Below are 24688 nucleotides of genomic sequence, written 5' to 3' on the forward strand. Positions count from 1 at the left end.
TATCCTCCTAATAAAGATATCACTTTCTATTTTTTTCAATATAATTTTTTAAACTACTTAAACATTTACCCTCTTTTTCAACTTCATCTTCCGCTCTAATTCCTAGTTCTAATTTTTCTTTCATTATATTGTCCACTTCAGAAAATGAATATCCTAACTTTTCTGCTAATACATATAATATTATTATTGCCCCAGATATGCACTCCAAAATTGCATTTTGTGCAACATTTGATCCTTTAGTTAGTAACCTAAAAAATTCTCCGATGATACATATTAATTGTGCCTTTAAATTCTCTATTATCTTTACATTTGCCATTATGTTAAGTTCTTTATATTTCATGGAACTCACCTCTTTTATCCTTGTATATATATTCTATGTTTTTTTAAGGAGTATTTCAAGGTTAGCTCAGAGTTTTTACCATATTTTTCATCATTTCTTCTATTTAACAAAAAAGAAGCTTTAAAAGCTCCTTTTATAATAATAAAACCCCTGATATTACTCAGAGGTTTTTGTTCACTATTACTCAGTTGTGAATGGTAATAATGCTATGTTTCTAGATCTCTTTATTGCATCTGTTAATTGTCTTTGGTGCTTAGCACATGTTCCAGATATTCTTCTTGGAAGAATCTTTCCTCTTTCTGTAACATACTTTCTTAACTTAGCAACATCTTTATAATCGATGCTTTCAGCTTTATCTACGCAAAAAGCACAAACTTTTCTTTTAGATCTTCTCATCTTACCGTTTGGTCTTCTAACATCTTTCATTTATGTTTCCCTCCTTACCTTGAAATTTAGAATGGCATATCTCCATCATCTACTGGAGTAATGTCATCATTGAAGCTCAAGTCACCGAATGAATCTTTATTTCCTTGAGCTGAATAATCAGAATTTGAATTTCCATATCCACCATTGTTAAATGAATCTGCATTATCTCTAGTTCCGTTTCCAGAACCAATGAACTCAAAACTTTCTACAGCAACATCTGTAGTATACCTTTTAGTTCCATCTTGAGCATCATAGCTACCTGTTCTTATACTTCCAGTAACAGCTATTTGTCTACCCTTTGTAAGATATTGAGATATCGTTTCTGCTGTTTTACCAAATGCAACGCAATTAATAAAATCAGTTTCATCTTTCTTGAATTGTCTATTTACAGCCACAGTAAATCTACCTATAGCCATTCCGCTACCAGCTGCAAATCTCAATTCAGGATCTTTTGTAAGTCTTCCAATAAGAATAACCTTATTCATTACAATACCCCCTATTAAGCTTCTTCTTTAACAATAATGTGTCTGATAACTCCATCAGTAATTCTGAAAATTCTGTCTAATTCTCTTGGTAATTCAGTGTTAGCAGTAAAGTTGATTAATGTGTAGTAACCTTCGTTTACCTTAGCAATTTCATAAGCAAGCTTTCTCTTACCCCAGAAATCTACATTTTCAACAGTTCCACCACCATTTTCAATAACACCCTTAAACTTTTCAATAGTAGCCTTTACAGCTTCTTCTTCAAAAGATGGGCTTAGTATGAATATAGTTTCGTACTTTCTCATCTATTTCACCTCCTCCCCTCGGACTAACGGCTGTACTTTGTACAGCAGGGATTACAATTTATAATTTTATCATTTATTTATTAAAATTTCAAGTTTTTTTATTTTTCTACACTTTCTATTATTTTCTTGGCACCTTTAATGAATTTACTTCTAGGTAACATTATTATTCTTCCACACCCAGTACATTTTATTTTTATATCAGCACCTAATCTTATTACTTCAAAGTTATGGTTACCACAAGGGTGTTGCTTTTTCATTTCTACTATATCTCCAAGATTAAATGTTTCTATCATTATTTATCTCCTTCCTTATTTATTAACTGTGTTTTTGGATATGGTATTTCTATACCTTCCTCATCTAAAACCTTTTTTACTCTCTTCCTTAACTCTCTTTCAGCCTCCCATTGTTTTAATGGTTTTGCCTTTCCTATTATTCTTATTGTAACACTGGATGCATTAAGCGAATTTACACCAAGAACTTCTATTGGTTCTACTATATTTTCATTTTCATCTTTATATTTATTACATACATTTGATATAACATTTATAGCATTATCTATATCTTCTTCATAAGAAATATCTACATCAACAATAAATCTAATATTACCTCTAGAATGATTGGTAACTTGATTTATAGTACCATTAGGTATCAAATGAACATCTCCAGAGAAATCTCTAATAACAGTAGTTCTTATTCCTATGGTTTCTACAATTCCAGAAAAAGTTCCTATAGTAACATGATCACCAACTCCATATTGATCCTCAAACAATATAAAGAATCCATTTATTATATCCTTAACTAAGCTCTGCGCTCCAAAACCAAGTGCAAATCCACCAACACTTGCCATAGCTACAGATATACCATTAAATGCATCTGATAGTATTAGAGCTGCTCCTATAAAATAAGTCATATATTTTAATACACTTTTTAAAACTTCACCTATAGTTTTTGCTTTTTGATTATCCATAGAAAACCGTGCATTACTTTCGATTTGTCTTTTCACAAATTTATTAATTAGCCTATTTCCTATTTTTATAGTTATATACATTAATATAATAATAACAACTATTCTAATACCTTTATTAACTATATTTTCAATATCTCTCATATCGATAGATATTCCTTTTCCTATATCTAAACTTCCATCTCCAAAATTTAATTTTAAAAGCATTGAAAACATCTAAACAACTCCTTATTTCATAAACTTAAATCCATCCTTATCTCTTATATAAATATTTTTATAATTTACCAATTCTCTTTCTATTATATTATTTAATATTTCTTCACTTTCAATTCTTGTACACATTCCACAACTTTGAGTTATTGATGTTGGTGTTGGCATTACTCTAAACTCAACATTTTCATTAGTAAGATTTCTTTCTGCCTCCATTACATCATGGGTATTTTTATATACTATAATATAATATTTCATATTTACCTCCACTATAATCTATCTTTTAATTAATATTATATATATTTTTTATAATTTATAAAGTTTAGTATAATATTTATTAGTTATTTATTTTTTATCATTATATAATAATATAAAAATTACTAAATTTATTTTAGAAGGTGATTTATATGGAAGTTTACTTAGACAATGCAAGCACATCTTTTCCAAAACCTAAAATTATGGCAGATGCAATGTATGATTATATAATTAATGTTGGTGGTAATTCTGGTAGAGGTAACTATTCAAATTCTTATGAATCCAATAAGTTAGTACTTCTTACTAGAGAAAAAATAGCAGATTTTTTCAATTATAATAAAAGTGAGAATGTAATTTTCACTAATAACATTACTTCTTCTTTAAATATTCTAATTAAGGGTATCTTAAAGGAAAATGACCACGTTATTTCAACAACTTTAGAACACAACTCCGTCTTAAGACCATTATTCGAATGTTCTAATTTACTTAATATTAATATTGACTTAGTTAATTCTTCAAAAGATGGTTTTATAAATCCTATTGATATCAAGAATAAAATCAATAAGAATACTAAACTAGTAATAGTTTCCCATGCTTCTAACGTTATTGGATCGATTCAAAATATTGAAGAAATCGGAGCTATATGTAAAGAAAATAATATCTTTTTTATAGTAGATACAGCCCAAACTGCAGGAATGATAAAAGTAGATATGCACCAATGTAATGCTAATGCTATTGCATTTACTGGACATAAAAGCTTATTAGGACCACAAGGAATTGGAGGATTTATTATTGATGACTCATTAAATGATGCATGTACTTCAATCTTTAGTGGAGGAACAGGAAGCTTATCTCATTCTCTTACTCAGCCAAACTTTTTGCCTGATAAATTTGAATGTGGAACTTTAAATTCACCTGGAATAGTAGGCTTATCTAATTCAATTGATTTTATAAATAAGGAAGGTCTTGAAACTATCTATTCTAAAAACTTTTATCTAAGATCAAAACTTTATGAAGGTATGCTTAATATTGATGGTATAAAGTTATATGGAAATACTGATTTTTCTAAATACACAACTTGTATATCTTTTAATTATAAGAACTTTGACCCTGCTGAGGTTTCATATTTTTTAGAATGCAATGGTATAAAAACTCGTTCAGGACTTCATTGTGCGCCTCTAGCACATAAATCCATAGGATCTTACCCCGGTGGTACTATAAGATTTAGTCTTGGCTATTTCAATACAGAAGAAGAAATTGATTACACATTATCTATATTAAATAATATAAATATTTAACACATGTATATTGAACCTCCTCTTTGGAAATAATTCCAATAAAGGAGGTTTTTTATGAATACTGATTTTTATATAGATTCATTGTCTCCAAATTCATATGAAAATGTTAGAGACTATTTATATAATGAGCTTAAGCCCATAATAAAAGATAAAAGACCTATAATCTTTTTATGTATAGGAACTGATAGATCTACTGGTGATTCACTAGGGCCCCTTATAGGATATAAGCTTCAATTTTTAAAAAGAAAAAATTTTTATATATATGGAAGCTTGGAGAATCCTGTTCACTCAAAAAATATTGAAACAATTCTCCAACGAATCCAAGAGAACTTTGAAGATCCATTTATAATAGCTGTAGATGCATCTTTAGGAAGCTTTCAAAATGTAGGTAAAATAATTATAAAGAAAGAACCCCTAATTCCAGGTTCTGCTTTGAATAAAGATCTACCAGCTGTTGGTAACATGAGCATAACTGGCATAGTAAACATATCAGGCAATTTTGAATTTATGGTTTTACAAAACACTAGGCTTTATACAGTTATGGCACTTGCTGATTCTATATCAAATGGAATATATCACTTTATTTTAAAAAGTGTAGGTGGAAGAAAATCAAATGAATTGCTATCAAAAAATGTATCAAAATAAAAGGACGAGTAAATCTCGTCCAAATTTATTTCTTTTTAGTATTATATTTATTGATAGCTTCGTTTAAAACGCATATTTCTTCCTCAGATAAATCATATCTTGATATTCCTTTATCAATTGGCTTTGCATATGCAGTACTTTCATTTCTTCCATATATTCCTGTTAGTATTATTCCATCATTGTTGTCATCTAATATTGCAACAGAAAAACTCAAATCGCTTCCCACATCCTCAAATGCCTTATATCTCATTATAGCGACTTTTTGAACACAATCCTTCATTCTTGTTAGAATAAATTCACATTTTTCTAAAGCTAACTCAGAGTTACTATTTGCGCTTTCAATTTTATCTAATTGAGATATTATTAATTCCTCTAGATTTTTATTGTTAGTCCCTCTCATAAACTTTCTATACCTATTTTCAAGCTTACCTAACGACTTAAACAATATAATTACCAATATGAATAATAATAAAATTATTATTCCCATTCCACCTATTATATAAGGTATAAATTCATTTATACTACTTATTAAACTTTCCACTCCATGTCATCCTTTCAGTATAATGTTTCACGTGAAACATTATAAGTTAATAATATCTAAAATTCTTTCTAAATCTTCTTCTGAATAGTATTCTATTTCTATCTTACCTCTGTTCTTCTTACTGCTTAAATTAACTTTCGTTCCAAAATAATTCTGCAATCTATCTCTAACATCCTTATAATAAGGATTTAGTTCTTCATTCTTCTCACTTTTCTCTGATTTTAAAGAAGCATTTCTAATAAGTTTTTCAAGTTCTCTGACAGATAACTTCTCATCGATAACTTTTTGAGAATAAATATATTGTAACTCACCATCTTCTAACGATAATAACGCTCTTCCATGCCCCTCACTTATAATTCCATCAATAACATATTGTTGCACTCTACTATCTAGGTTAATTAACCTTATTGTATTGGTAATAGCTGTTCTTGACTTACCAATTCTTTTACTTAACTCTTCTTGAGTTAAGTTAAAATCTGATAATAATTTTTTATAAGCTAAAGCCTCTTCTATTGGATTTAAGTCTTGTCTTTGAATATTTTCAATTAAAGAAATCTCTAATACTTGTTTTTCAGTTAAATCCATTACTATAGCAGGAACTTCCTTAAGCCCAACCATCTTAGCAGCTCTCCATCTTCTTTCACCTGCTACTATTATATACCCGCCACCATTTTCTTTTAAAATTAGAGGTTGTATAATTCCATGGTTTTTAATAGATTCAGCTAACTCTGCTATCTTTTCATTATCGAAAGACTTTCTGGGTTGATCTATATTACTCTTGATCTTATTTAATGAAATCATTAACTTTCCTTCATTACCTTCATTAATATCATCTGGTATAAGAGCTCCTAAGCCCTTACCTAAAGCAAACTTTTTGTTCATTTACACCACCCTATTACTTTTGCCTTTCTAAAAACTCTTTTGTGAAATTTAAATATGATTCTGCACCTTTACACTTTTCATCATACAACATTATTGGTAGACCAAAACTAGGCGCTTCAGCTAACCTAATATTTCTAGGAATAGTAATATTAAAAACTTTTTCTCCAAAATACTTTTCTACCTCTTTATAGACTTCATTGCTTAAATTAGTTCTAAAATCAAACATAGTCATTAATACACCTTCAATTGTAAGATTTTTATTTAACGACTTCTTAACTAGTTGAATTGTATTAATAAGTTGGCCTACACCCTCTAATGCGTAGAATTCACATTGAATAGGAATTAAAACCGAGTTACTTGCAGTTAATGCATTTATAGTTAATATTCCTAATGAAGGAGGACAATCAATAAAAATAAAATCATAGTTGTCTTTTACTTCTGATATCTTATCTATCAATATCTTTTCTCTATAATTTCTTTCAATCATCTCAACTTCTGCTCCTGCTAATTCCATAGTAGAAGGAGCTATATGTAAATTTTGAACTAGATCACTCTTTAAAATAACATCTTTTAGAGATGTATCAGATGTCAATACATCATACATAGATAACTCAAGGTTTCTCTTATCTAACCCTAGACCACTTGTAGTATTACCTTGGGGATCTATATCTATGGTTAAAACTTTATAACCTTCCATAGCTAAATATGCACATAAATTAATGTTTGTCGTTGTTTTTCCTACTCCACCTTTTTGATTAAAAATACATATTACCTTCATATAAAGCTCTAATCTATAGAGCCTACACCCCCTTTCATAATATTATTATATATTTAATTATGTAATATTAAAAGAAATTTTATATAAAAAGAACTCCTATTTAAAAAATAAGAGTTCTCTTATTAAAATATTTACTTTTTTCCTTTTGGTATATTCACAGTTATTTGAATATACTCTTCACTTTCATTAAACTTATAGTTTGCCGGAATGTTAAATTTATCAAAAACTTGTTTTATAGTATTTACATATAACTTAGCAGGAAAAACTGCTTTAACATTTTTATTTTTAGAATTTAAAGACTTCCCAGCTAACTTAAGCAGTTCTTTATTAATTAATTCCTCTGTTTTCTTTACATTTAATCCATTTTTTATAACTTTTTCAATTATCTTTAATTGTAACTTCTCATCAGTAACGCTTAATAATGCTCTTGCATGTCTTTCTGTTAACGAATTTTCAAGACATAAGCATCTAACTCGTGGCGATAACTTTAATAATCTTAATTTATTAGCCACAGTTGATTGTTTTTTTCCCATTTTCGAGGCAATTTCTTCTTGTGTGAAATTATGATCATTCATTAAATTATAATATGCTTCTGCTTCTTCAATATAATTTAAATCTTCTCTTTGTAAATTTTCTAACAAAGCAATTTGCGCTGACTGCGTATCTGTTATATCTACCAATGTACAAGGAACCTCTCCTAAGCTAGCTAACTTAGCTGCTCTCAATCTTCTTTCTCCAGCCACTAATTCATAAATTTCCCCACGTTTTCTAACTGTTAGTGGTTGTATTATTCCATGTTCCTTTATAGATTGAGATAATTCTATTAATGCCACCTCATCAAAAAACCTTCTTGGCTGATATGTATTAGGAATTATATCATTAACATTTATCTTTAATATTTCTTTGCTCATAAATTCAACACATCCTTAAACTTAAATACTTTTTGTCTATTTATAGATTTCTATATATATGTATATTTTCCTTCTTTTTACATTTATTTTTTGTAAGACAAATTTTTATTAAATTATTCATATAACATCATTTTATTTAAGAGGCTTCTTTGTTACCATTCCAGCTTTCCTAGGAAACGACATAGGACACTCTTTTACTTTATTAACTACTACAATATTATGTTTTAATTCTGTATCTTCAATGTCTACTTTTATCACATCTTGTAACTTACCACCTAAAGTTCCAATAGCATTTCTGCTTTGATTCAACTCTTCGTCCACCAATGGCCCTTTTAAAGCTACAAAACTACCTCCTACTTTTACAAAAGGAAGGCAGAATTCTGATAAAACTGTCATATTAGCAACAGCTCTTGAAGTGGCTATATCGAACTTTTCTCTCAAATCTCTATTTTTACCACCATCTTCAGCTCTAGAATGTATTGTTGTTACATTTGTTAATCCTAATTCTCTAACCACTAAATTAAGAAAATTAATTCTTTTATTCAATGAATCTAGTAATGTTATCTTTTTATTTTCATCCATTATAGCAATTGGTAATCCAGGAAATCCAGCTCCTGTTCCTACATCAATTATAGTCTTAGCACTTTTTATCTCGTTACTTTTGAATATTTTTATACAGTCAATAAAGTGTTTTTTTACAAATTCTTCATCATCTAATATTGCTGTTAGATTAACTTTTTCATTCCATTCCTGTACTAATCTCATATATTTTATAAATTTGTTATATTTATCTTCATTAAAAGTCATCCCAACGTCTTGTGACGCTCTTTCCATTAATTCATAAAAACTCATTTTTACCTCCTGAGTTTATTTTTTTTCTTTATTATAATGATGTTCTAGATATATTAATAAAACTGATATATCTGCTGGAGATACTCCAGATATTCTAGAAGCTTGACCAATACTTATCGGTCTTATATTATTTAATTTTTGCATTGCTTCTACTCTTAATCCCCTAACATTATTATAATCTATATCTAATGGTAATATCTTCTTTTCAAACTTACTAAATTGTTTTACTTGTTCTAATTGGCTATTAATATATCCTTCATACTTTGCGATAATATTAATCTGTTCCCCTATTTCATCTCTTAATTCAGGTCTATCTGGATCTAATTGTTTAAGCGAAAAATAATCTAATTCTGTTCGCTTTATTAATTCATAGAAAGATATAGGCTTTCTTAATTCTGCCGAATTTAAAGAATTTAAGAATTCATTTACCTCTCTTTTATTTGTAATTTTTAATTCCTTAATTCTGTTAATCTCATTTTCTATAATACTTTGCTTTTCTCTAAATCTATTAATTCTTTCATCTGTAACTAAACCTATCTTATAACCTTTTTCAGTTAATCTATAGTCAGCATTGTCTTGTCTTAATAAAAGCCTATACTCAGCTCTAGAAGTCATCATTCTATAAGGCTCATTAGTTCCTTTTGTAACTAGATCATCAATTAAAACACCTATATAGGCATCAGATCTTGTTAAGATAAAAGGCTCTTCTCCCTTTATCTTTAATGCCGCATTTATACCAGCAATCAACCCTTGAGCAGCAGCTTCTTCATATCCAGAGCTACCATTTAACTGACCAGCTCCATATAGACCTTGAACATTCTTAAATTCTAGTGTTGGCTTTAATTGCGTAGGGTCTATTGAGTCATACTCAATAGCATATGCTGTTCTCATTATCTCTACATTTTCTAGGCCTGGTATAGTTTTTAACATCTTTACTTGAACATCTTCAGGTAAAGATGAACTCATACCACCAACATACATTTCTAAAGTATTTTCACCTTCTGGTTCAATAAATATTTGATGTTGTTTTTTATCAGGAAATCTCATTACTTTATCTTCAATTGATGGACAATATCTAGGTCCTACACCTTCAATACTTCCATTATACATAGGAGATCTTGAAATATTTTCATTTATAATTCTATGAGTTTCCTCATTAGTATAAGTAAGATAACAAGAAATTTGTTCTCTATCAACATTATCATTCATAAATGAAAATGGTACTATTTTTTTATCTCCTCCCTGTTCAATCATCTTAGAAAAATCAACTGAACGCTTATTTATTCTTGCTGGTGTTCCAGTTTTGAATCTTCTCAGACTTATACCTAAGTCTATTAATGATTGAGATAAATCATTAGCTGGAAAAAGTCCATTTGGCCCACTACTATAGCTTACATCTCCAATTATTACTCTTCCTTTTAAATATGTACCAGTAGCTAATACTACAGCTTTACATTTAAATATAGCACCATTTTTTGTAACTACACCTGTTACTTTATTATCTTCTATTATTAATTCAATTACTTCCAACTGTCTTACTTGAAGATTTTTTGTATCTTCCATAATTCTTTTCATTCTATTTTGATATTTCAACTTATCAGCTTGTGCTCTTAATGAATGAACCGCTGGACCCTTAGATGTATTTAACATTCTAGATTGGATGAATGTTTCATCAATATTTATTCCCATTTCTCCACCTAATGCATCAATCTCTTTAACTAAGTGTCCCTTTGCTGTTCCTCCTATATTAGGATTACAAGGCATCATTGCAATTGAATCTAAACTAATAGTACACATTAATGTATTTAGCCCCAATCTCGCACATGCTAAAGCAGCTTCACAGCCTGCATGCCCTGCACCTACAATAACAATATCAAATTCACCTGCATTGTATTTCATAATAGTTTACTCCTACTTTCCACAACAAAAATCTTTAAATATTTTATTTACTAAGTCTTCTTCTAATTCAGATCCTGTTATTTCACCTAATGCTTTTAGAGATGCCGTTACATATATTGAAATTAAATCTAAAAATTCATTCATTTTAACTTTTTCATAAGCAGTTTCACAATTTTCTAAGGCCCTATATAATGCTTGCTTATGTCTATTATTAGATATAATTAAACTTTCTGTATCTACACTACCACTAAAGAACATCTCTTTTATTTTTTCTTTTAAATTATCTAATCCAACTTCTTGTTTGGCAGATACATATATTTTGTTATTTAAATCTTTAATTTCTTTTTCACTTATCTTATTCTCTAAATCCATCTTATTTAGAAGAACAATATAATTTTTATCAATAATAGAATTTATTATCTCTTTATCTTCTTCTTCTAATTCTCTAGATATATCAAGCATTAAAATTACAAGATCTGCTTCATTTATTTTCTCTCTTGATTTTTCTACGCCTATCTTTTCTACAATATCATCAGTTTCTCTAATACCAGCTGTATCAGTTATTCTTATTGGAATACCATCTAAACTTATAAATTCTTCAATTATATCTCTAGTTGTCCCAGGTATATCTGTAACAATAGCTCTTTTTTCTTTTAATAACGCATTTAATAATGATGATTTACCCACATTTGGCTTTCCAACTATAGCCAAACTTAACCCATCTCTTATAATTCTACCCTCATCTGCATTTTTTAATAAATAATGCATTCTATCTATTGCTTTTTTTATTTCACTCTCAACTTTAATAGGTATATCAGGATCTATTTCTTCTTCATCTTCCGTAAAATCAACAGCATATTCTATTAGCGCCAATGTATTAAGCATATATTCTCTTAATTTATTTATTTCCTTAGATAGAGCACCTTCATGTTGTAACATAGCAGATTTCATAGATAAATCTGTTTTTGCCCTTATAATATCCATAACAGCTTCTGCTTGGCTTAAGTCTATTCTCCCATTTAAAAATGCCCTTTTTGTAAATTCCCCTGGTTCAGATAACCTTGCACCAGCCTTAATTACTTCTTCCAGAACCTTATTTGTAGATATAATACCACCATGGCAATTAATTTCTATTACATCTTCTGCTGTAAAGCTCCTAGGCCCCTTCATAAAACTTATTATAACTTCATCTATAGTATCTTTATTATTAATATCTTTTATATATCCATATCGCATAGTATAAGACTTCATATCATCCATACTTTTACCGTTTTTAGCACAAAAAATCTTATTAACTATTTCTTTAGATCTATCGCCTGATACTCTTATAATAGATATTCCACCTTCACCAATAGGTGTAGCTATACCACAAATAGTATCGAATTCTTTCATTAACTAACCTCCTAATTTTTATACTTTTAAGTATTATAACCGAATTTGACTAATATACATTTTACATAACTATATTTAATTAGTCAAAATTAAAAGAAATCCAAATATGTTTTTTAACTTCTATTTAAAGAAAGATATTACTTTCTAACTTATATACTATCTAAATTTATAATCTTTAATCCTTACAATATAAATTTAATTATCAATCTTCTCCATAATATATACATAATAAATTTTACAAATCTAAAGAATAAAAAACCTTTATGAGATGTATACTAATCACATAAAGGTTTAATTATTTAAATAGATATTTATTTTTTAGGCTTAATATCAACAACTACTCTTCTATAAGGCTCTTCTCCTTCACTATATGTGAATATTCCTTCCTTATCTTGTAAAGCTGAATGTATTATTCTACGTTCGTATGGATTCATAGGTTCTAACTTATATGCTCTATTAATCTTTTTTACTTTATAAGCTGTTTTTTCAGCAACCCTTTTAAGAGTCTCTTCTCTTTTTGCTCTATAATTTTCAACATCTAATACAACTCTTTTATAAGCAATTTCATGATTCTTATTTATTACTAATGATACTAGATATTGAAGAGAATCTAAAGTCTCACCTCTATAACCAATTACATTTCCCATCTTAATACCTTCTAAATCAATTTTGATTGTATTACCTTCTTCTGTAATTTTTATTTGAGGTTCAATTCCCATAGAATTTAAAACATTCACTAAAAATTCTTTTGCATTATCGATATAATTTTTCTTTAAAGAAACTATTAACTTTGCAGGTTTTGATCCAATAAAATTAAATAACCCCTTAGAACCCTCATCTATTACTTCGTATTCAATTTCATCCTTAGTTACATTTAACTGTTGTAAGGCTTTAGCTATTGCATCATCTATGTTTTTTCCAGTAACTTCAATAGATTTCATACCCTATTCACCCACCTCTAAATTATAAATTCTACTTTTTCTTTTTCTTATTTTTCTTTTTCTTACTAGCCTTATTAGAATCTTCATAATCCGGCATAACAAACTTAGGCGTTCTTGAAGCTTCTTTTTCAGCTTCAACTGCTTCAACTGCTCTTTTTTTCTCCATAGCTGGTCTATAGTTTATAAAATAAGTTGTTATTAATTGAATTACACCACCTAAAACCCAATAAATTACAAGTAGTGATTGAAATCTTAATGCCATAAATCCCATCATTAACGACATAACTATATTCATAGTTCCCATATTCATGCCACCTTCAGCTGCTGGAGCCGATTTAGTCATTAAATAAGATGGTAAGTATGTTGTTAATGCAGCAAGTATAGGTAATATAAAGAATGGATCTGGAGCACCTATATTACTAATCCATAAAAACGATCCTGTTGGATTTATAGAATAGAAAACTCCGTAAAGAGCCATAAGTATTGGAAGTGGTAATAAAGCTGGTAAACATCCACCAGTCATACTAACATTATTTTCTTTATACACTCTCATTAATTCCATGTTTTGCTTTTGAGGATCATTTTTATATTTATCTTGTATTTTTTTAATTTCAGGCTGAACCTCTTGCATTTTTTGTGTAGATCTAGCTGATTTAATATTAAAAGGTAATAAACATAATCTAATCAATATTGTTAATAATGTTACTGCCAATACATATTGATATCCTTCATTAGTTACTCCTAATCCCTTTACAAGATTTAAAAAGAAATTAAATATAACTGTAAAGAATTTCGTTATTGGTTCAAAAATGGTCAACATCCTATAAAATTCCTCCTAAATTCAAAATATTATTTAACGGGGTCAAATCCACCCTTACTAAAAGGATTACATCTTAAAATACGCCAAAGAGCCATTATTCCACCTTTAACAACTCCATATCTTTCAATTGCTTCTAAAGCATACTGAGAACAAGTAGGTATATATTTACACTTTGGTGGACTCATTGGCGAAATGTTTCTTCTATAAAATTTTATTAGACTTAATACTAATTTTTTCATTATTATATAAGCCAGCTTTCTTCAATAAATTGTCCATAGCATTTTCCACTTCATTGAAATTCTTATCTTTTAACTTTGTTCTTGCAACAAAAACAAGATCATATCCTTTATTTAGATAATCATCTTTAAATCTATAATTTTCATAAATTAATCTTTTGCTTCTACTTCGTATAACACTATTTCCAACTTTTTTACTAACAGAAATCCCCACTTTATTATATAGGTTTCCTTCGTTATCTTTATTCATTTTATTTTTAAAAATATATAGTACTAATAAACTATTAGCAAAAGATTTCCCACGTCTATAAATAAAGCGAAACTCTAAATTTTTCTTCAATCTATATATCATAGGTATTTCTATTCTCCTTTTTTTCTGCCATTTGCAGAAAAAAGGCCACAATTGCGGCCCTTATGCTGTTAATTTCTTTCTACCTTTTTGTCTTCTTCTCTTAAGAACGTTTCTTCCTGATAGAGTGCTCATTCTCTTTCTGAAGCCGTGTTCCTTCTTTCTTTGTCTCTTTTTAGGTTGATATGTCATGAACATTGTAAAAATGCACCCCCTTCAATAGTAATTTTTATAGTAAAAACTATACTACTCGATTTTTATGTTACTTATTAATTATATATATATGATGATAAAGTGTCAAGAATCTAGTTATTTGTAGATAGTTGGAAAACAAAATAGTTTTTTTGTGGATAACTTATTGAACATCTATATTCTAGTATGATATTATTAAATTAAACTGTGAATAATATGTTATTAACTTATTTTTATCCACAGCTGTGGACAAAGTTGTTGATAACTTGTTTAGATATTGTTAGTTTTTATATACATATTGTATTATTACTATAAAATTCGGACTTTATACAAAAAATATTATGTGTATAAGTTATATATTTATAAATTGTGGATAAATCAAATATACTTTTACTTTTTATAAATTTATAAACATGTTAATAATATAAGATGAATTTATCAACATAATATAAGTTATCAACATTACTTGTATATATGTTGTTATTTTATTGTTAATAAGTAAGTTAAAATTTTTTTTATTTTATTTGGAGGATTTATATATGGATGCTGATTTAAAAAAATTATGGGACCAAACACTTACTATTATTAAAGCTGAAATGAGTGAAGTTAGCTTTAATACTTGGATAAAAAGTTGTGAGCCTATATCTATTTCAAATGATACTATTAGGATTAGTGTACCGAACTCCTTTACCCAAGATATCTTAGAAAAAAGATATAAAGACTTAGTAGCTAACTCAATCAAATCAATTTGTTCAAAATTATATAAAATAGAATTCTTAATAGCTTCAGATATAAAATCAGATGAAACATCCAAAGAAGATACTCCTGAACTAAAGAAAAATAAGGCTGTATTAATCAGTGATGAACTATCAACTACATTGAATCCAAAATATACATTTGATTCATTCGTAATTGGTAATAGTAATAGATTTGCACATGCCGCATCTTTAGCTGTTGCAGAATCACCTGCTAAGGCATATAATCCTTTATTTATTTATGGAGGAGTAGGATTAGGAAAAACTCACTTAATGCATGCAATAGGTCACTATATATTAGATAGTAATCCTAATGCAAGAGTAGAGTACGTTTCATCTGAAAAATTTACAAACGAATTAATAAATGCAATTAAGGATGATAAAAATGAAGAATTTAGAAATAAGTACAGGAATGTTGATGTACTTTTAATAGATGATATTCAATTTATTGCAGGAAAAGAAAGAACTCAAGAAGAATTTTTCCATACATTTAATGCACTACACGATGCAAATAAACAAATTATATTATCTTCTGATAGACCACCAAAGGAAATTCCTACTTTAGAAGATAGATTAAGATCACGTTTTGAATGGGGATTAATTGCAGATATCCAAGTACCGGACTTTGAAACAAGAATGGCGATATTAAAAAAGAAAGCAGATGTAGAAAAACTAAATGTAGCAAATGAAGTTATGGTCTACATAGCTACAAAAATAAAATCAAATATAAGAGAACTTGAAGGCGCATTAATAAGAATAGTCGCTTATTCTTCATTAACTAATAAAGAAATTACAGTTGATTTAGCTTCAGAAGCATTAAAAGATATAATATCTAAAAAACAAGGCAAGAATATTACAATAGGCATAATTCAAGATATTGTTGCAAGCTACTTTAATCTTCGAATAGAAGACTTAAAATCACAAAGAAGAACAAGAAATGTAGCATACCCAAGACAAATAGCTATGTATTTAAGTAGAAAGCTTACCGATATGTCCCTACCTAAAATAGGTGAAGAATTTGGGGGTAGAGATCATACTACAGTTATACATGCTTATGAAAAAATATCAGAAAACCTTAATACGGATGAAAATTTACAACACACTATAGAAGATATTACAAAGAAGTTAACTCAAAATTAATTAACAACTGTACATAACAACTTTATAATATCTTGTGGATAACTATTTTAGAAGAAACCTATTGTTTATTTTGTGGATAAGTCTATTAATTTGTCACTAACTTATCCACACTATTTTTTTATAACTTTTCTAGTATTAATAAGGGTTCTAAGTACTTTTCAACAAATCCACAACGCCTACTACTATTATTACTAAATTTAAATTATATATCTATATTTATATAAATAATTATGTTATCAACAGAGGAGGTTATTTTTATGATAATTATATGTAATAAACAAAAACTACAAGATGGTATATCAATATGTCAAAAAGCTATTACAGGAAAATCAACAATGCCTATTTTGGAAGGTATATATATAAATGCTACAAAAGAAGGCATTACACTTATAGGATCAGACATTGATGTCTGTATAGAAACAAAAGTTGATGCAGATGTACTTGAAGAAGGAAAAGTTGTAATAGATTCAAAAATATTCGGAGAAATAATAAGAAAATTACCTAACTCTGATGTAAGAATTGAAATAATTCAAGATGATACGGTTCAAATAACATGTGAAAAATCTGTATTCAATGTTGTATTTATGAATGCAGATGAATTCCCTTCAATTCCTAAATTAGATATAGCTAAGGAATTAAAGGTTCCTCAAAATATATTGAAAAATATGATAAAAAGCACTTCATTTGCTATTGCTCAAGATGAGACTAGACCTATACTTCAAGGAATATTATTTGAAGTTAAAGAAAAAAAGTTGAATCTAGTTGCTTTAGATGGATATAGAATGGCTATAAAAACAGAATATTTAGATAATGACTTTGATATTGAAGTTGTTATTCCAGGTAAGACTTTAAATGAGGTTTCTAAGATACTTGAAGATGTTGAGTCTATAGTAAATATAACTTTTACTAATAATCATATCTTATTTGATTTAGGAGAAACTAAAATAATATCAAGATTACTAGAAGGTAAATATGTAAATTATTTATCCCTATTACCTCAAGAACATAAATTATTAATTAATGTTAACAGGCAAGAACTTCAAAATGGAATAGAAAGAGCTTCTCTTATGGCAAAAGAGGGAAATAGTAATTTAGTAAAATTAGAAATGAATGAAGAAAGCATAGTTATCACATCTAATTCTCAATTGGGAAAGGTAAGAGAAGAAGTAACTGCAAATATGCAAGGAGAACAAATACAAATTGCATTTAATTCTAGGTACATAATTGATGTTCTTAAGAACATGGAGGATGATAATGTACAAATAGAAATGACTTCAAGTGTAAGCCCATGTGTTATAAAAGGTAAAGAATCTGAATCATATAAATATTTAGTTTTACCAGTTAGATTAATTAGATAGGAGGATGCATAAAAGTTGAATTTTTATGCAATAAATATGAACGAAATATTAATTAATACTGATATTATTAAATTAGATGCATTTTTGAAGTGGAGTGGCATTGCTTCTTTAGGGTCTGAAGCTAAGTTATATATTCAAGATGGTCTAGTTAAGGTTAATGGTGAAGTATGTGTACAAAGAGGAAAAAAGCTAAAACGTGGAGATGTAATTTCATTTAATCAAGAAGAGTATAAAATTGTATAATTATATCAATATAAGCGTTTAAGCTAGTATTGTGATATAATTGAATGGGTGCATGTAGATGTTTATAAAAAAGCTTATGTTATTAAACTATCGAAATTATAAAAATGTAAATATAGATTTTAGTAGAAATGTTAATGTTTTTATGGGGGATAATGCTCAAGGAAAAACAAATATTTTAGAATCTATATATTATTGTGGATTAGCTAAATCACATAGAACTTCTAAAGACAGAGAATTGATTAATTGGGATGAAGACGGTGCATATATAAGTTTAAGTATTGGTAAAGAACGTTTGGATAAAAGAATAGATATAAATATTCTTAAAGATGGAAAAAAGGCAATAAGAGTTAATTCTATAAAGATTAATAAGATTGGAGAATTATTTGGTACATTTAATGTTGTTATGTTTTCACCAGAAGATTTAAAAATAATAAAAGAATCTCCTGGCATTAGACGTAGATTTATAGACATGGAGTTATGTCAAATAAATAATAGATATTACTACAATCTTGTACAATATAATAAGGTCCTTAACGAGCGAAATACGCTGTTAAAAAGTCGTAAAATAACAGACGATATATTAGATATATATGATGAGCAGTTAATTAAGTTTGGAGAATACATAGTAAATGAGAGACTAAAATACATAGAAAAGTTAAATTACTATGGTGCTGAAATTCATAAAGATATAACTTTAAATAAAGAAAATATAGAATATATATATATATCTTCAATAAAAGAATTTAATAATAATATTGATAATGAATTCAAGGAAAAATTTAGGAGTTGCTTAATTAAGAACAGAAAAAGAGATAAGGAGAAAGGAATAACTACAGTTGGTCCTCATCGAGATGATTTTATAGTATTGATTAATAATATAGATACTAAGAGCTATGGGTCACAAGGACAACAAAGAACTGCTGTTTTAACTATGAAATTCTCGTCTCTAAAAATAATAAAAGAGATAACTGGCGAATACCCTGTACTTTTATTAGATGATGTTCTTTCAGAACTTGATTTTAATAGAAAAAAGTATATCCTAAGTACTATTAATAATATACAAACTATAATTACATGTACTGGAATTAGTGATATATGTGAATATCTAGATAATGAATCTAAAATTTTTAAAGTGCAAGAGGGACATATCTCTAGCTAAAGGAGGCAAAATTTATGTTTCTACATTTAGGAGAAAACGTAGTTGTTCCTATAAAAGATGTTATAGGAATATTTGATCTACAAACCACAATGTATAGTTCAGATACAATACAATTTCTAAGGTTAGCTGAAGAAGATGGATTTGTTGAACGAATAACTAAAGAAAGACCAAAGTCGTTTGTTATAGCAGAAGTTAATAAGATGAGTAAAGTGTATCTTTCGCCAATTTCATCATCTACTTTAACAAAGAGAACTGGAATGGATTATAATCCTTAACTCCAATAGTTAAAACCTTGGTTTTAATTACTTTTATTTAGGAGGAATGTATTTTGGAACAAAATAAACAAAGCTATGATGAAAATCAGATACAGGTTCTAGAAGGTTTAGAAGCTGTAAGAAAAAGACCAGGAATGTATATAGGTAGTACTAGCTCAAGAGGTCTACATCACTTGGTATATGAAATTGTAGATAATAGTATAGATGAGGCTTTAGCAGGATTCTGCAAAAATATAAAAGTTACAATAAATGAAGATAATTCTATACAAGTTATAGATGATGGTAGGGGGATGCCAGTAGGTATGCATCCTAAGATGAAAAAACCAACTGTTGAAGTAATAATGACTGTTTTGCATGCTGGCGGTAAGTTCGGCGGTGGCGGATATAAAGTATCTGGTGGTTTACACGGTGTTGGTGCTTCTGTAGTTAATGCATTGTCAGATAAATGTATAGTAACTGTAAAGAGAGAAGGGCATATATGGCAGCAAGAATATCATAAGGGGAAGGTTGTAACTGATTTAAATATTGTAGGAAATACTGATGAAACAGGAACTGAGGTTTATTTCAAACCAGACGAAGAGATATTTGATGAAGTTGTATATGATTTTGAAGTTCTATCTCAAAGGTTAAGAGAATTAGCATTCTTAAATAAGGGAATAAGTATTACCCTTATTGATAAGAGAGATGATAGAGAAGAAGAATATTACTACGAGGGTGGAATAAAGTCTTTTGTTGAATATCTAAATAGAAATAAGGAACCTCTTCATGAACAAACAATATATGTTGAGGGAATAAAGGATGGAGTTTCAGTAGAAGTTGCTCTTCAATATCATGATGGATATAATGAAAATATTTTCTCTTTTGCCAACAATATAGATACTATTGAAGGTGGAACACACTTAGTTGGTTTCAAGACAGCTTTAACTAGGGTATTAAATGATTATGGTAAAAAGTTCGGACATCTAAAGGAGAATGATAAAAATTTATCTGGAGATGACATAAGAGAAGGCCTAACTGCTGTAATATCTGTTAAAATTGGAGAGCCTCAATTTGAAGGACAAACAAAGACAAAACTTGGAAATAGTGAAGTTAGAGGTATTGTTGATTCTATAGTTGGAGAAGGAATGTCAATATTCTTAGAGGAAAATCCATCAGTTGGTAAGACAGTAATAGATAAGGCATTGATGGCTGCTAGGGCAAGGGAAGCTGCTAGGAAGGCTAGGGAATTAACAAGAAAATCAGTTCTAGAGAGATCATCATTACCAGGTAAGCTTGCAGATTGTTCATCCAAGGATCCTAGGGAATGTGAAATATATATAGTCGAAGGTGATTCGGCAGGAGGTTCAGCTAAACAAGGAAGAGATAGGAAATTCCAAGCTATATTACCACTAAGAGGTAAAATTTTAAATGTTGAAAAACAAAGATTAGACAGAATTCTAAATGCCGATACTATAAGGTCTATGATAACTGCATTTGGAGCAGGAATAGGAACAGATTTTGATATAGAAAAAATAAGGTATAATAGAATAATTATTATGACGGATGCCGATGTTGATGGTGCTCATATAAGAACATTACTATTAACATTTTTCTATAGGTATATGAGGGAACTTATAGATGGAGGTCATGTATATATAGCACAACCACCTTTGTATAAGGTTTCTAAAGGTAAGAATGAGGCATATGCGTATTCAGATGATGAATTAGAACAAATATTAAATGAGTTTGGAGGAAGAGATAACTCACTTGATATACAAAGGTACAAAGGTCTTGGTGAAATGAATGCTGAACAATTATGGGATACTACAATGGACCCTGAAAAGAGAATATTATTAAAAGCAACAATAGAAGATGCTATGGCTGCAGATGAAATATTCACTATATTAATGGGTGATAAGGTTGAACCAAGAAGAGAATTTATACAACAAAATGCTAAAAAAGTAAGTAACTTAGATATTTAGTACTAAAACGAGGTGAAGTACATGAATTTTAATGAGGGAAAAGTCATTCCTGTAGATATTAATAAGGAAATGAAGAGATGCTATATTGACTATGCAATGAGTGTTATAGTTGGTCGTGCCCTTCCAGATGTAAGAGATGGTTTGAAGCCAGTTCATAGGAGAATTCTATATTCATTACAAGAGTTAGGTATAACTCCAGATAAGTCATATAGAAAATGTGCAAGAATTGTTGGAGATGTTTTAGGTAAATATCATCCACATGGAGATTCATCAGTATATGATGCATTAGTTAGAATGGCACAAGATTTCTCAATGAGATATATGTTAGTTGATGGACATGGTAACTTTGGATCAGTTGATGGTGATAGTGCAGCTGCAATGAGATATACAGAAGCTAGAATGAATAAGATAGCTGTAGAAATGTTAAGGGATATAAATAAGAATACTGTTGATTTTGTACCAAACTTTGATGGGTCAGAAAAAGAACCAGCAGTATTGCCGGCTAGATATCCAAATTTATTAGTAAATGGTTCATCAGGTATAGCTGTTGGTATGGCAACCAACATTCCACCACATAACTTAGGTGAAATTATAGATGGTACTGTAATGTTAATAGATAACCCAGAAACATCAGTACTAGAATTAATGACTATAATAAAGGGGCCTGACTTCCCTACAGCTGGTATTATAATGGGGAAGGCTGGAATAAGGGCAGCATATGAGACTGGTAAAGGAAAAATTGTTGTAAGAGCAAAGGCTGATATTGAAGAAGAAAATTCAAGACATAGGATTATTGTTACTGAATTGCCTTATCAAGTTAATAAAGCTAAGCTTATAGAAAATATAGCTGACTTAGTAAAAGATAAAAAAATAGTAGGCATATCTGACTTAAGAGATGAATCAGATAGGCAAGGTATGCGTATAGTTATTGAGTTAAAGAGGGATGCCAATCCTAATGTAATACTAAACTTACTATACAAGCATACAAAGATGCAAGATACATTTGGTGTTATAATGCTTGCACTTGTTGACAACGAACCTCAAATTTTAAATCTAAAACAAGTTTTATGTAATTATATAGACTTTCAAAAAGAAGTAATAACTAAAAGAACTATATTTGATCTAAATAAGGCACAAGCAAGGGCTCATATACTTGAGGGATTAAGAATAGCCTTAGACCATATTGATGAAGTTATAAGTATAATTAGACATTCAGAAACTTCAGAAATAGCAAGGAATACTCTTATTGAAAGATTTAATTTTACAGATAAACAAGCAACAGCAATCTTAGAAATGAGATTGAGAAGACTTACAGGTTTAGAGAGAGGTAAGATTGAAGAAGAATATAATGAACTTATGAAACAAATAGAATATTTAAATTCTATTTTAGCAAGTGAGGAAAAGTTACTAGGTGTAATTAAAGAGGAACTAATAGAAATAAAAAATAAATACAGTGATGAGAGAAGAACATCAATTGAAAAAGTAGTAAATGAAATTGATATAGAAGATTTAATCCAAGAAGAGGAAGTTACAATAACTTTAACACATTCTGGATACATTAAGAGAATATCTGCTGATACTTATTCTTCACAAAGAAGAGGTGGAAAGGGTATTCAAGCAATGTCAACAAAAGAGGATGATTTTGTTGAACATATAATGATAACATCTACTCATTCAGATGTATTGTTCTTTACTAACAAGGGAAGAGTATATAAGCTAAGGGCTTATGAAATACCAGAGGCAGGAAGAGTAGCTAAAGGAACTAACATAATTAACTTAATTGCTATAGAGCCAGATGAGAGAATAGAAACTGTATTATCAATAAGAGATAATACCAAGGATGGATTCTTGTTTATGGCAACTAAGCAGGGTATAGTAAAAAAGACACCTTTAAGTGACTTTAAAAACTTAAGAAAAAATGGATTAATAGCTATTAACTTAAGGGAAGGTGATGAATTACTTAAGGTCAAGGTAACTAGAGGGGATGCTAATATAATAATAGTAACCCAAAATGGTTATGCAGTTAGATTTAGTGAAAAAAATGTAAGAGCTATGGGAAGAACAGCATCTGGAGTAAGATCAATAAACCTTAAGGATGATGATATAGCTGTTTGTATGGATATAGCTGTAGATAGTGAAGATTTATTAATTATAAGTGAGTATGGATTTGGTAAGAGAACACCTATAAGCGAATATAAAGTTCAAAATAGAGGTGGAGTAGGATTAATAACTTATAAAATAAGTGAAAAGACAGGAAAAGTTGTTGGTGCTACAATGTGTAATGAACTGGATGAACTTATGTTAATAAATTCAAGTGGAGTAGCTATTAGAATAAATGTAAAAGATATATCTGTTACCGGAAGATCTGCTATGGGAGTTACTTTAATGAGGACTAATGAAGATGAAAAAGTAGTAGCAGTTGCTAAGATATCAGGTAGTGAAGAAGAAAATACTGAAGAACAAATAGATATATTAGATGATTATAATGATAAAGATGACATATTAGATGAATTAGTAAATAGGGCACAAAGTGATTCTGAAGAATAATTGTGTTAAAGAAGTATTCTTGTAAATATCAAGAATACTTCTTTTTTACTGTCTAGGAAAGAATAAAATTTTAAATAGCTATAAATCAAGGATAATAATTTTATGATTCCCTTACATTTAGTACGAGTGAGGTGAATATTTGTTTTGATGTGACTTGGAGCTTTCTACGGAACAAGCAAAATGAATATCAATCCACCTTTTTTATGAATATATCAGTCATCATACCCTAGCGTATCAATATATATTAAATAGAGAAATGAGGAGAATATTAGAGAAATATTAAAATAATTTGATTAAATTATATATATAACAAATTAATTATTACTTGTATGTGATATTATAAAACACGTCGCTGATGCGAAATATGTAAACAACAAAAAATAAAAAAAGTTGTTGACAAGATTTCGACAAGGTGATAAGATAAGGAAGTCGCTTGAGTGCGACACACAAATTGGTCTTTGAAAATTGAACAGAATATAAAGTTAAAAACCAGCAATTCTTTTTTACGAGTAAACTTGAGAAATCAAGTTGT

General features: G+C 28.8%; 28 protein-coding genes. 9 read left to right on the forward strand and 19 right to left on the reverse strand.

Annotated features, from left to right (window positions below):
- Positions 1-19 precede the first annotated feature (19 nt).
- From I4V16_RS16315 to I4V16_RS16345, 7 genes are all read right to left on the reverse strand, one after another.
- Positions 20-340: a MazG-like family protein gene (locus I4V16_RS16315; RefSeq protein ID WP_049179336.1), complete on the reverse strand. Its 321-nt coding sequence runs from the start codon at positions 338-340 to the stop codon at positions 20-22.
- A 180-nt stretch (positions 341-520) separates the two neighbouring features.
- Positions 521-766 (reverse strand): 30S ribosomal protein S18, encoded by a 246-nt coding sequence (rpsR, locus tag I4V16_RS16320; RefSeq protein WP_027099017.1) that lies wholly within the window; start codon positions 764-766, stop codon positions 521-523.
- 26 nt (positions 767-792) lie between these two features.
- Entirely contained in the window at positions 793-1251 is a 459-nt protein-coding gene (gene ssb / locus I4V16_RS16325; protein WP_049179335.1) for a single-stranded DNA-binding protein, read from the reverse strand.
- 14 nt (positions 1252-1265) lie between these two features.
- Positions 1266-1553, reverse strand: coding sequence for a 30S ribosomal protein S6 (gene rpsF, locus I4V16_RS16330; protein WP_049179334.1), 288 nt, complete (start codon positions 1551-1553; stop codon positions 1266-1268).
- Between the two features lie 98 nt (positions 1554-1651).
- A complete protein-coding gene (locus tag I4V16_RS16335; protein ID WP_049179333.1) occupies positions 1652-1846 on the reverse strand; it encodes a DUF951 domain-containing protein in 195 nt (64 codons plus the stop codon).
- Complete coding sequence (locus I4V16_RS16340) at positions 1846-2733, reverse strand: mechanosensitive ion channel family protein (protein WP_049179332.1); 888 nt, start codon at positions 2731-2733, stop codon at positions 1846-1848. The genes I4V16_RS16335 and I4V16_RS16340 overlap by 1 nt, the downstream gene beginning before the upstream one ends.
- Before the next feature lie 12 nt (positions 2734-2745).
- On the reverse strand, positions 2746-2985 hold the full coding sequence (locus I4V16_RS16345) for a DUF3343 domain-containing protein (RefSeq protein ID WP_111938127.1): 240 nt from the start codon (positions 2983-2985) through the stop codon (positions 2746-2748).
- 149 nt (positions 2986-3134) lie between these two features.
- On the opposite strand from I4V16_RS16345, the gene I4V16_RS16350 reads away from it, so the two are divergent.
- The gene (locus tag I4V16_RS16350; protein WP_111938128.1) at positions 3135-4280 is read left to right on the forward strand and encodes an aminotransferase class V-fold PLP-dependent enzyme; all 1146 of its coding nucleotides are present in this window, start codon (positions 3135-3137) and stop codon (positions 4278-4280) included.
- A 54-nt stretch (positions 4281-4334) separates the two neighbouring features.
- Positions 4335-4925, forward strand: a complete 591-nt coding sequence (yyaC, locus tag I4V16_RS16355; RefSeq protein ID WP_099329364.1) for a spore protease YyaC — start codon at positions 4335-4337, stop codon at positions 4923-4925.
- A gap of 25 nt (positions 4926-4950) precedes the next feature.
- Here the strand turns inward: yyaC and I4V16_RS16360 are convergent, their stop codons facing one another.
- The 12 genes from I4V16_RS16360 to rpmH form a co-directional block, all read right to left on the reverse strand.
- Complete coding sequence (locus I4V16_RS16360) at positions 4951-5466, reverse strand: DUF4446 family protein (RefSeq protein WP_049179328.1); 516 nt, start codon at positions 5464-5466, stop codon at positions 4951-4953.
- Between the two features lie 39 nt (positions 5467-5505).
- On the reverse strand, positions 5506-6348 hold the full coding sequence (locus I4V16_RS16365) for a ParB/RepB/Spo0J family partition protein (protein WP_099329363.1): 843 nt from the start codon (positions 6346-6348) through the stop codon (positions 5506-5508).
- 13 nt (positions 6349-6361) lie between these two features.
- Positions 6362-7126, reverse strand: coding sequence for an AAA family ATPase (locus I4V16_RS16370; protein ID WP_027099027.1), 765 nt, complete (start codon positions 7124-7126; stop codon positions 6362-6364).
- 131 nt (positions 7127-7257) lie between these two features.
- Entirely contained in the window at positions 7258-8037 is a 780-nt protein-coding gene (locus I4V16_RS16375) for a nucleoid occlusion protein (RefSeq protein ID WP_099329362.1), read from the reverse strand.
- A gap of 132 nt (positions 8038-8169) precedes the next feature.
- Positions 8170-8889, reverse strand: a complete 720-nt coding sequence (rsmG, locus tag I4V16_RS16380) for a 16S rRNA (guanine(527)-N(7))-methyltransferase RsmG (RefSeq protein WP_099329361.1) — start codon at positions 8887-8889, stop codon at positions 8170-8172.
- Positions 8890-8904: 15 nt separating this feature from the next.
- Complete coding sequence (mnmG, locus tag I4V16_RS16385; protein ID WP_099329360.1) at positions 8905-10788, reverse strand: tRNA uridine-5-carboxymethylaminomethyl(34) synthesis enzyme MnmG; 1884 nt, start codon at positions 10786-10788, stop codon at positions 8905-8907.
- A gap of 12 nt (positions 10789-10800) precedes the next feature.
- Positions 10801-12180 carry a tRNA uridine-5-carboxymethylaminomethyl(34) synthesis GTPase MnmE gene (gene mnmE, locus I4V16_RS16390; protein WP_111938129.1) on the reverse strand — a complete coding sequence of 460 codons (1380 nt, stop codon included), beginning with the start codon at positions 12178-12180 and terminating at the stop codon, positions 10801-10803.
- A gap of 311 nt (positions 12181-12491) precedes the next feature.
- Positions 12492-13121 (reverse strand): RNA-binding cell elongation regulator Jag/EloR, encoded by a 630-nt coding sequence (gene jag / locus I4V16_RS16395; RefSeq protein WP_049179322.1) that lies wholly within the window; start codon positions 13119-13121, stop codon positions 12492-12494.
- Between the two features lie 31 nt (positions 13122-13152).
- Positions 13153-13941 (reverse strand): membrane protein insertase YidC, encoded by a 789-nt coding sequence (gene yidC / locus I4V16_RS16400; RefSeq protein ID WP_099329358.1) that lies wholly within the window; start codon positions 13939-13941, stop codon positions 13153-13155.
- Positions 13942-13970: 29 nt separating this feature from the next.
- Complete coding sequence (gene yidD, locus I4V16_RS16405; protein ID WP_027099034.1) at positions 13971-14180, reverse strand: membrane protein insertion efficiency factor YidD; 210 nt, start codon at positions 14178-14180, stop codon at positions 13971-13973.
- Positions 14143-14529 carry a ribonuclease P protein component gene (gene rnpA, locus I4V16_RS16410; RefSeq protein ID WP_049179321.1) on the reverse strand — a complete coding sequence of 129 codons (387 nt, stop codon included), beginning with the start codon at positions 14527-14529 and terminating at the stop codon, positions 14143-14145. The genes yidD and rnpA overlap by 38 nt, the downstream gene beginning before the upstream one ends.
- 60 nt (positions 14530-14589) lie before the next feature.
- Positions 14590-14724, reverse strand: coding sequence for a 50S ribosomal protein L34 (gene rpmH, locus I4V16_RS16415; protein ID WP_027099036.1), 135 nt, complete (start codon positions 14722-14724; stop codon positions 14590-14592).
- A gap of 533 nt (positions 14725-15257) precedes the next feature.
- On the opposite strand from rpmH, the gene dnaA reads away from it, so the two are divergent.
- The 7 genes from dnaA to gyrA all read left to right on the forward strand — a co-directional run bounded on the left by dnaA (position 15258) and on the right by gyrA (position 24156).
- Positions 15258-16613, forward strand: coding sequence for a chromosomal replication initiator protein DnaA (gene dnaA / locus I4V16_RS16420; RefSeq protein WP_049179320.1), 1356 nt, complete (start codon positions 15258-15260; stop codon positions 16611-16613).
- A 257-nt stretch (positions 16614-16870) separates the two neighbouring features.
- Positions 16871-17971 (forward strand): DNA polymerase III subunit beta, encoded by a 1101-nt coding sequence (gene dnaN / locus I4V16_RS16425; RefSeq protein ID WP_049179319.1) that lies wholly within the window; start codon positions 16871-16873, stop codon positions 17969-17971.
- Between the two features lie 36 nt (positions 17972-18007).
- Positions 18008-18214, forward strand: coding sequence for an RNA-binding S4 domain-containing protein (locus tag I4V16_RS16430; RefSeq protein WP_049179348.1), 207 nt, complete (start codon positions 18008-18010; stop codon positions 18212-18214).
- A gap of 58 nt (positions 18215-18272) precedes the next feature.
- Complete coding sequence (recF, locus tag I4V16_RS16435) at positions 18273-19373, forward strand: DNA replication/repair protein RecF (RefSeq protein WP_049179318.1); 1101 nt, start codon at positions 18273-18275, stop codon at positions 19371-19373.
- Positions 19374-19387: 14 nt separating this feature from the next.
- Positions 19388-19648, forward strand: coding sequence for an extracellular matrix/biofilm biosynthesis regulator RemA family protein (locus I4V16_RS16440; RefSeq protein WP_027099041.1), 261 nt, complete (start codon positions 19388-19390; stop codon positions 19646-19648).
- 53 nt (positions 19649-19701) lie between these two features.
- On the forward strand, positions 19702-21609 hold the full coding sequence (gene gyrB, locus I4V16_RS16445; protein ID WP_049179317.1) for a DNA topoisomerase (ATP-hydrolyzing) subunit B: 1908 nt from the start codon (positions 19702-19704) through the stop codon (positions 21607-21609).
- A gap of 21 nt (positions 21610-21630) precedes the next feature.
- A complete protein-coding gene (gene gyrA, locus I4V16_RS16450; protein ID WP_049179316.1) occupies positions 21631-24156 on the forward strand; it encodes a DNA gyrase subunit A in 2526 nt (841 codons plus the stop codon).
- Positions 24157-24688 lie beyond the last annotated feature (532 nt).

Origin of the sequence: Clostridium sp. 1001283B150210_160208_E6 (assembly GCF_015669365.1) — a bacterium.
GTDB classification, from domain to species: domain Bacteria; phylum Bacillota; class Clostridia; order Clostridiales; family Clostridiaceae; genus Clostridium; species Clostridium paraputrificum.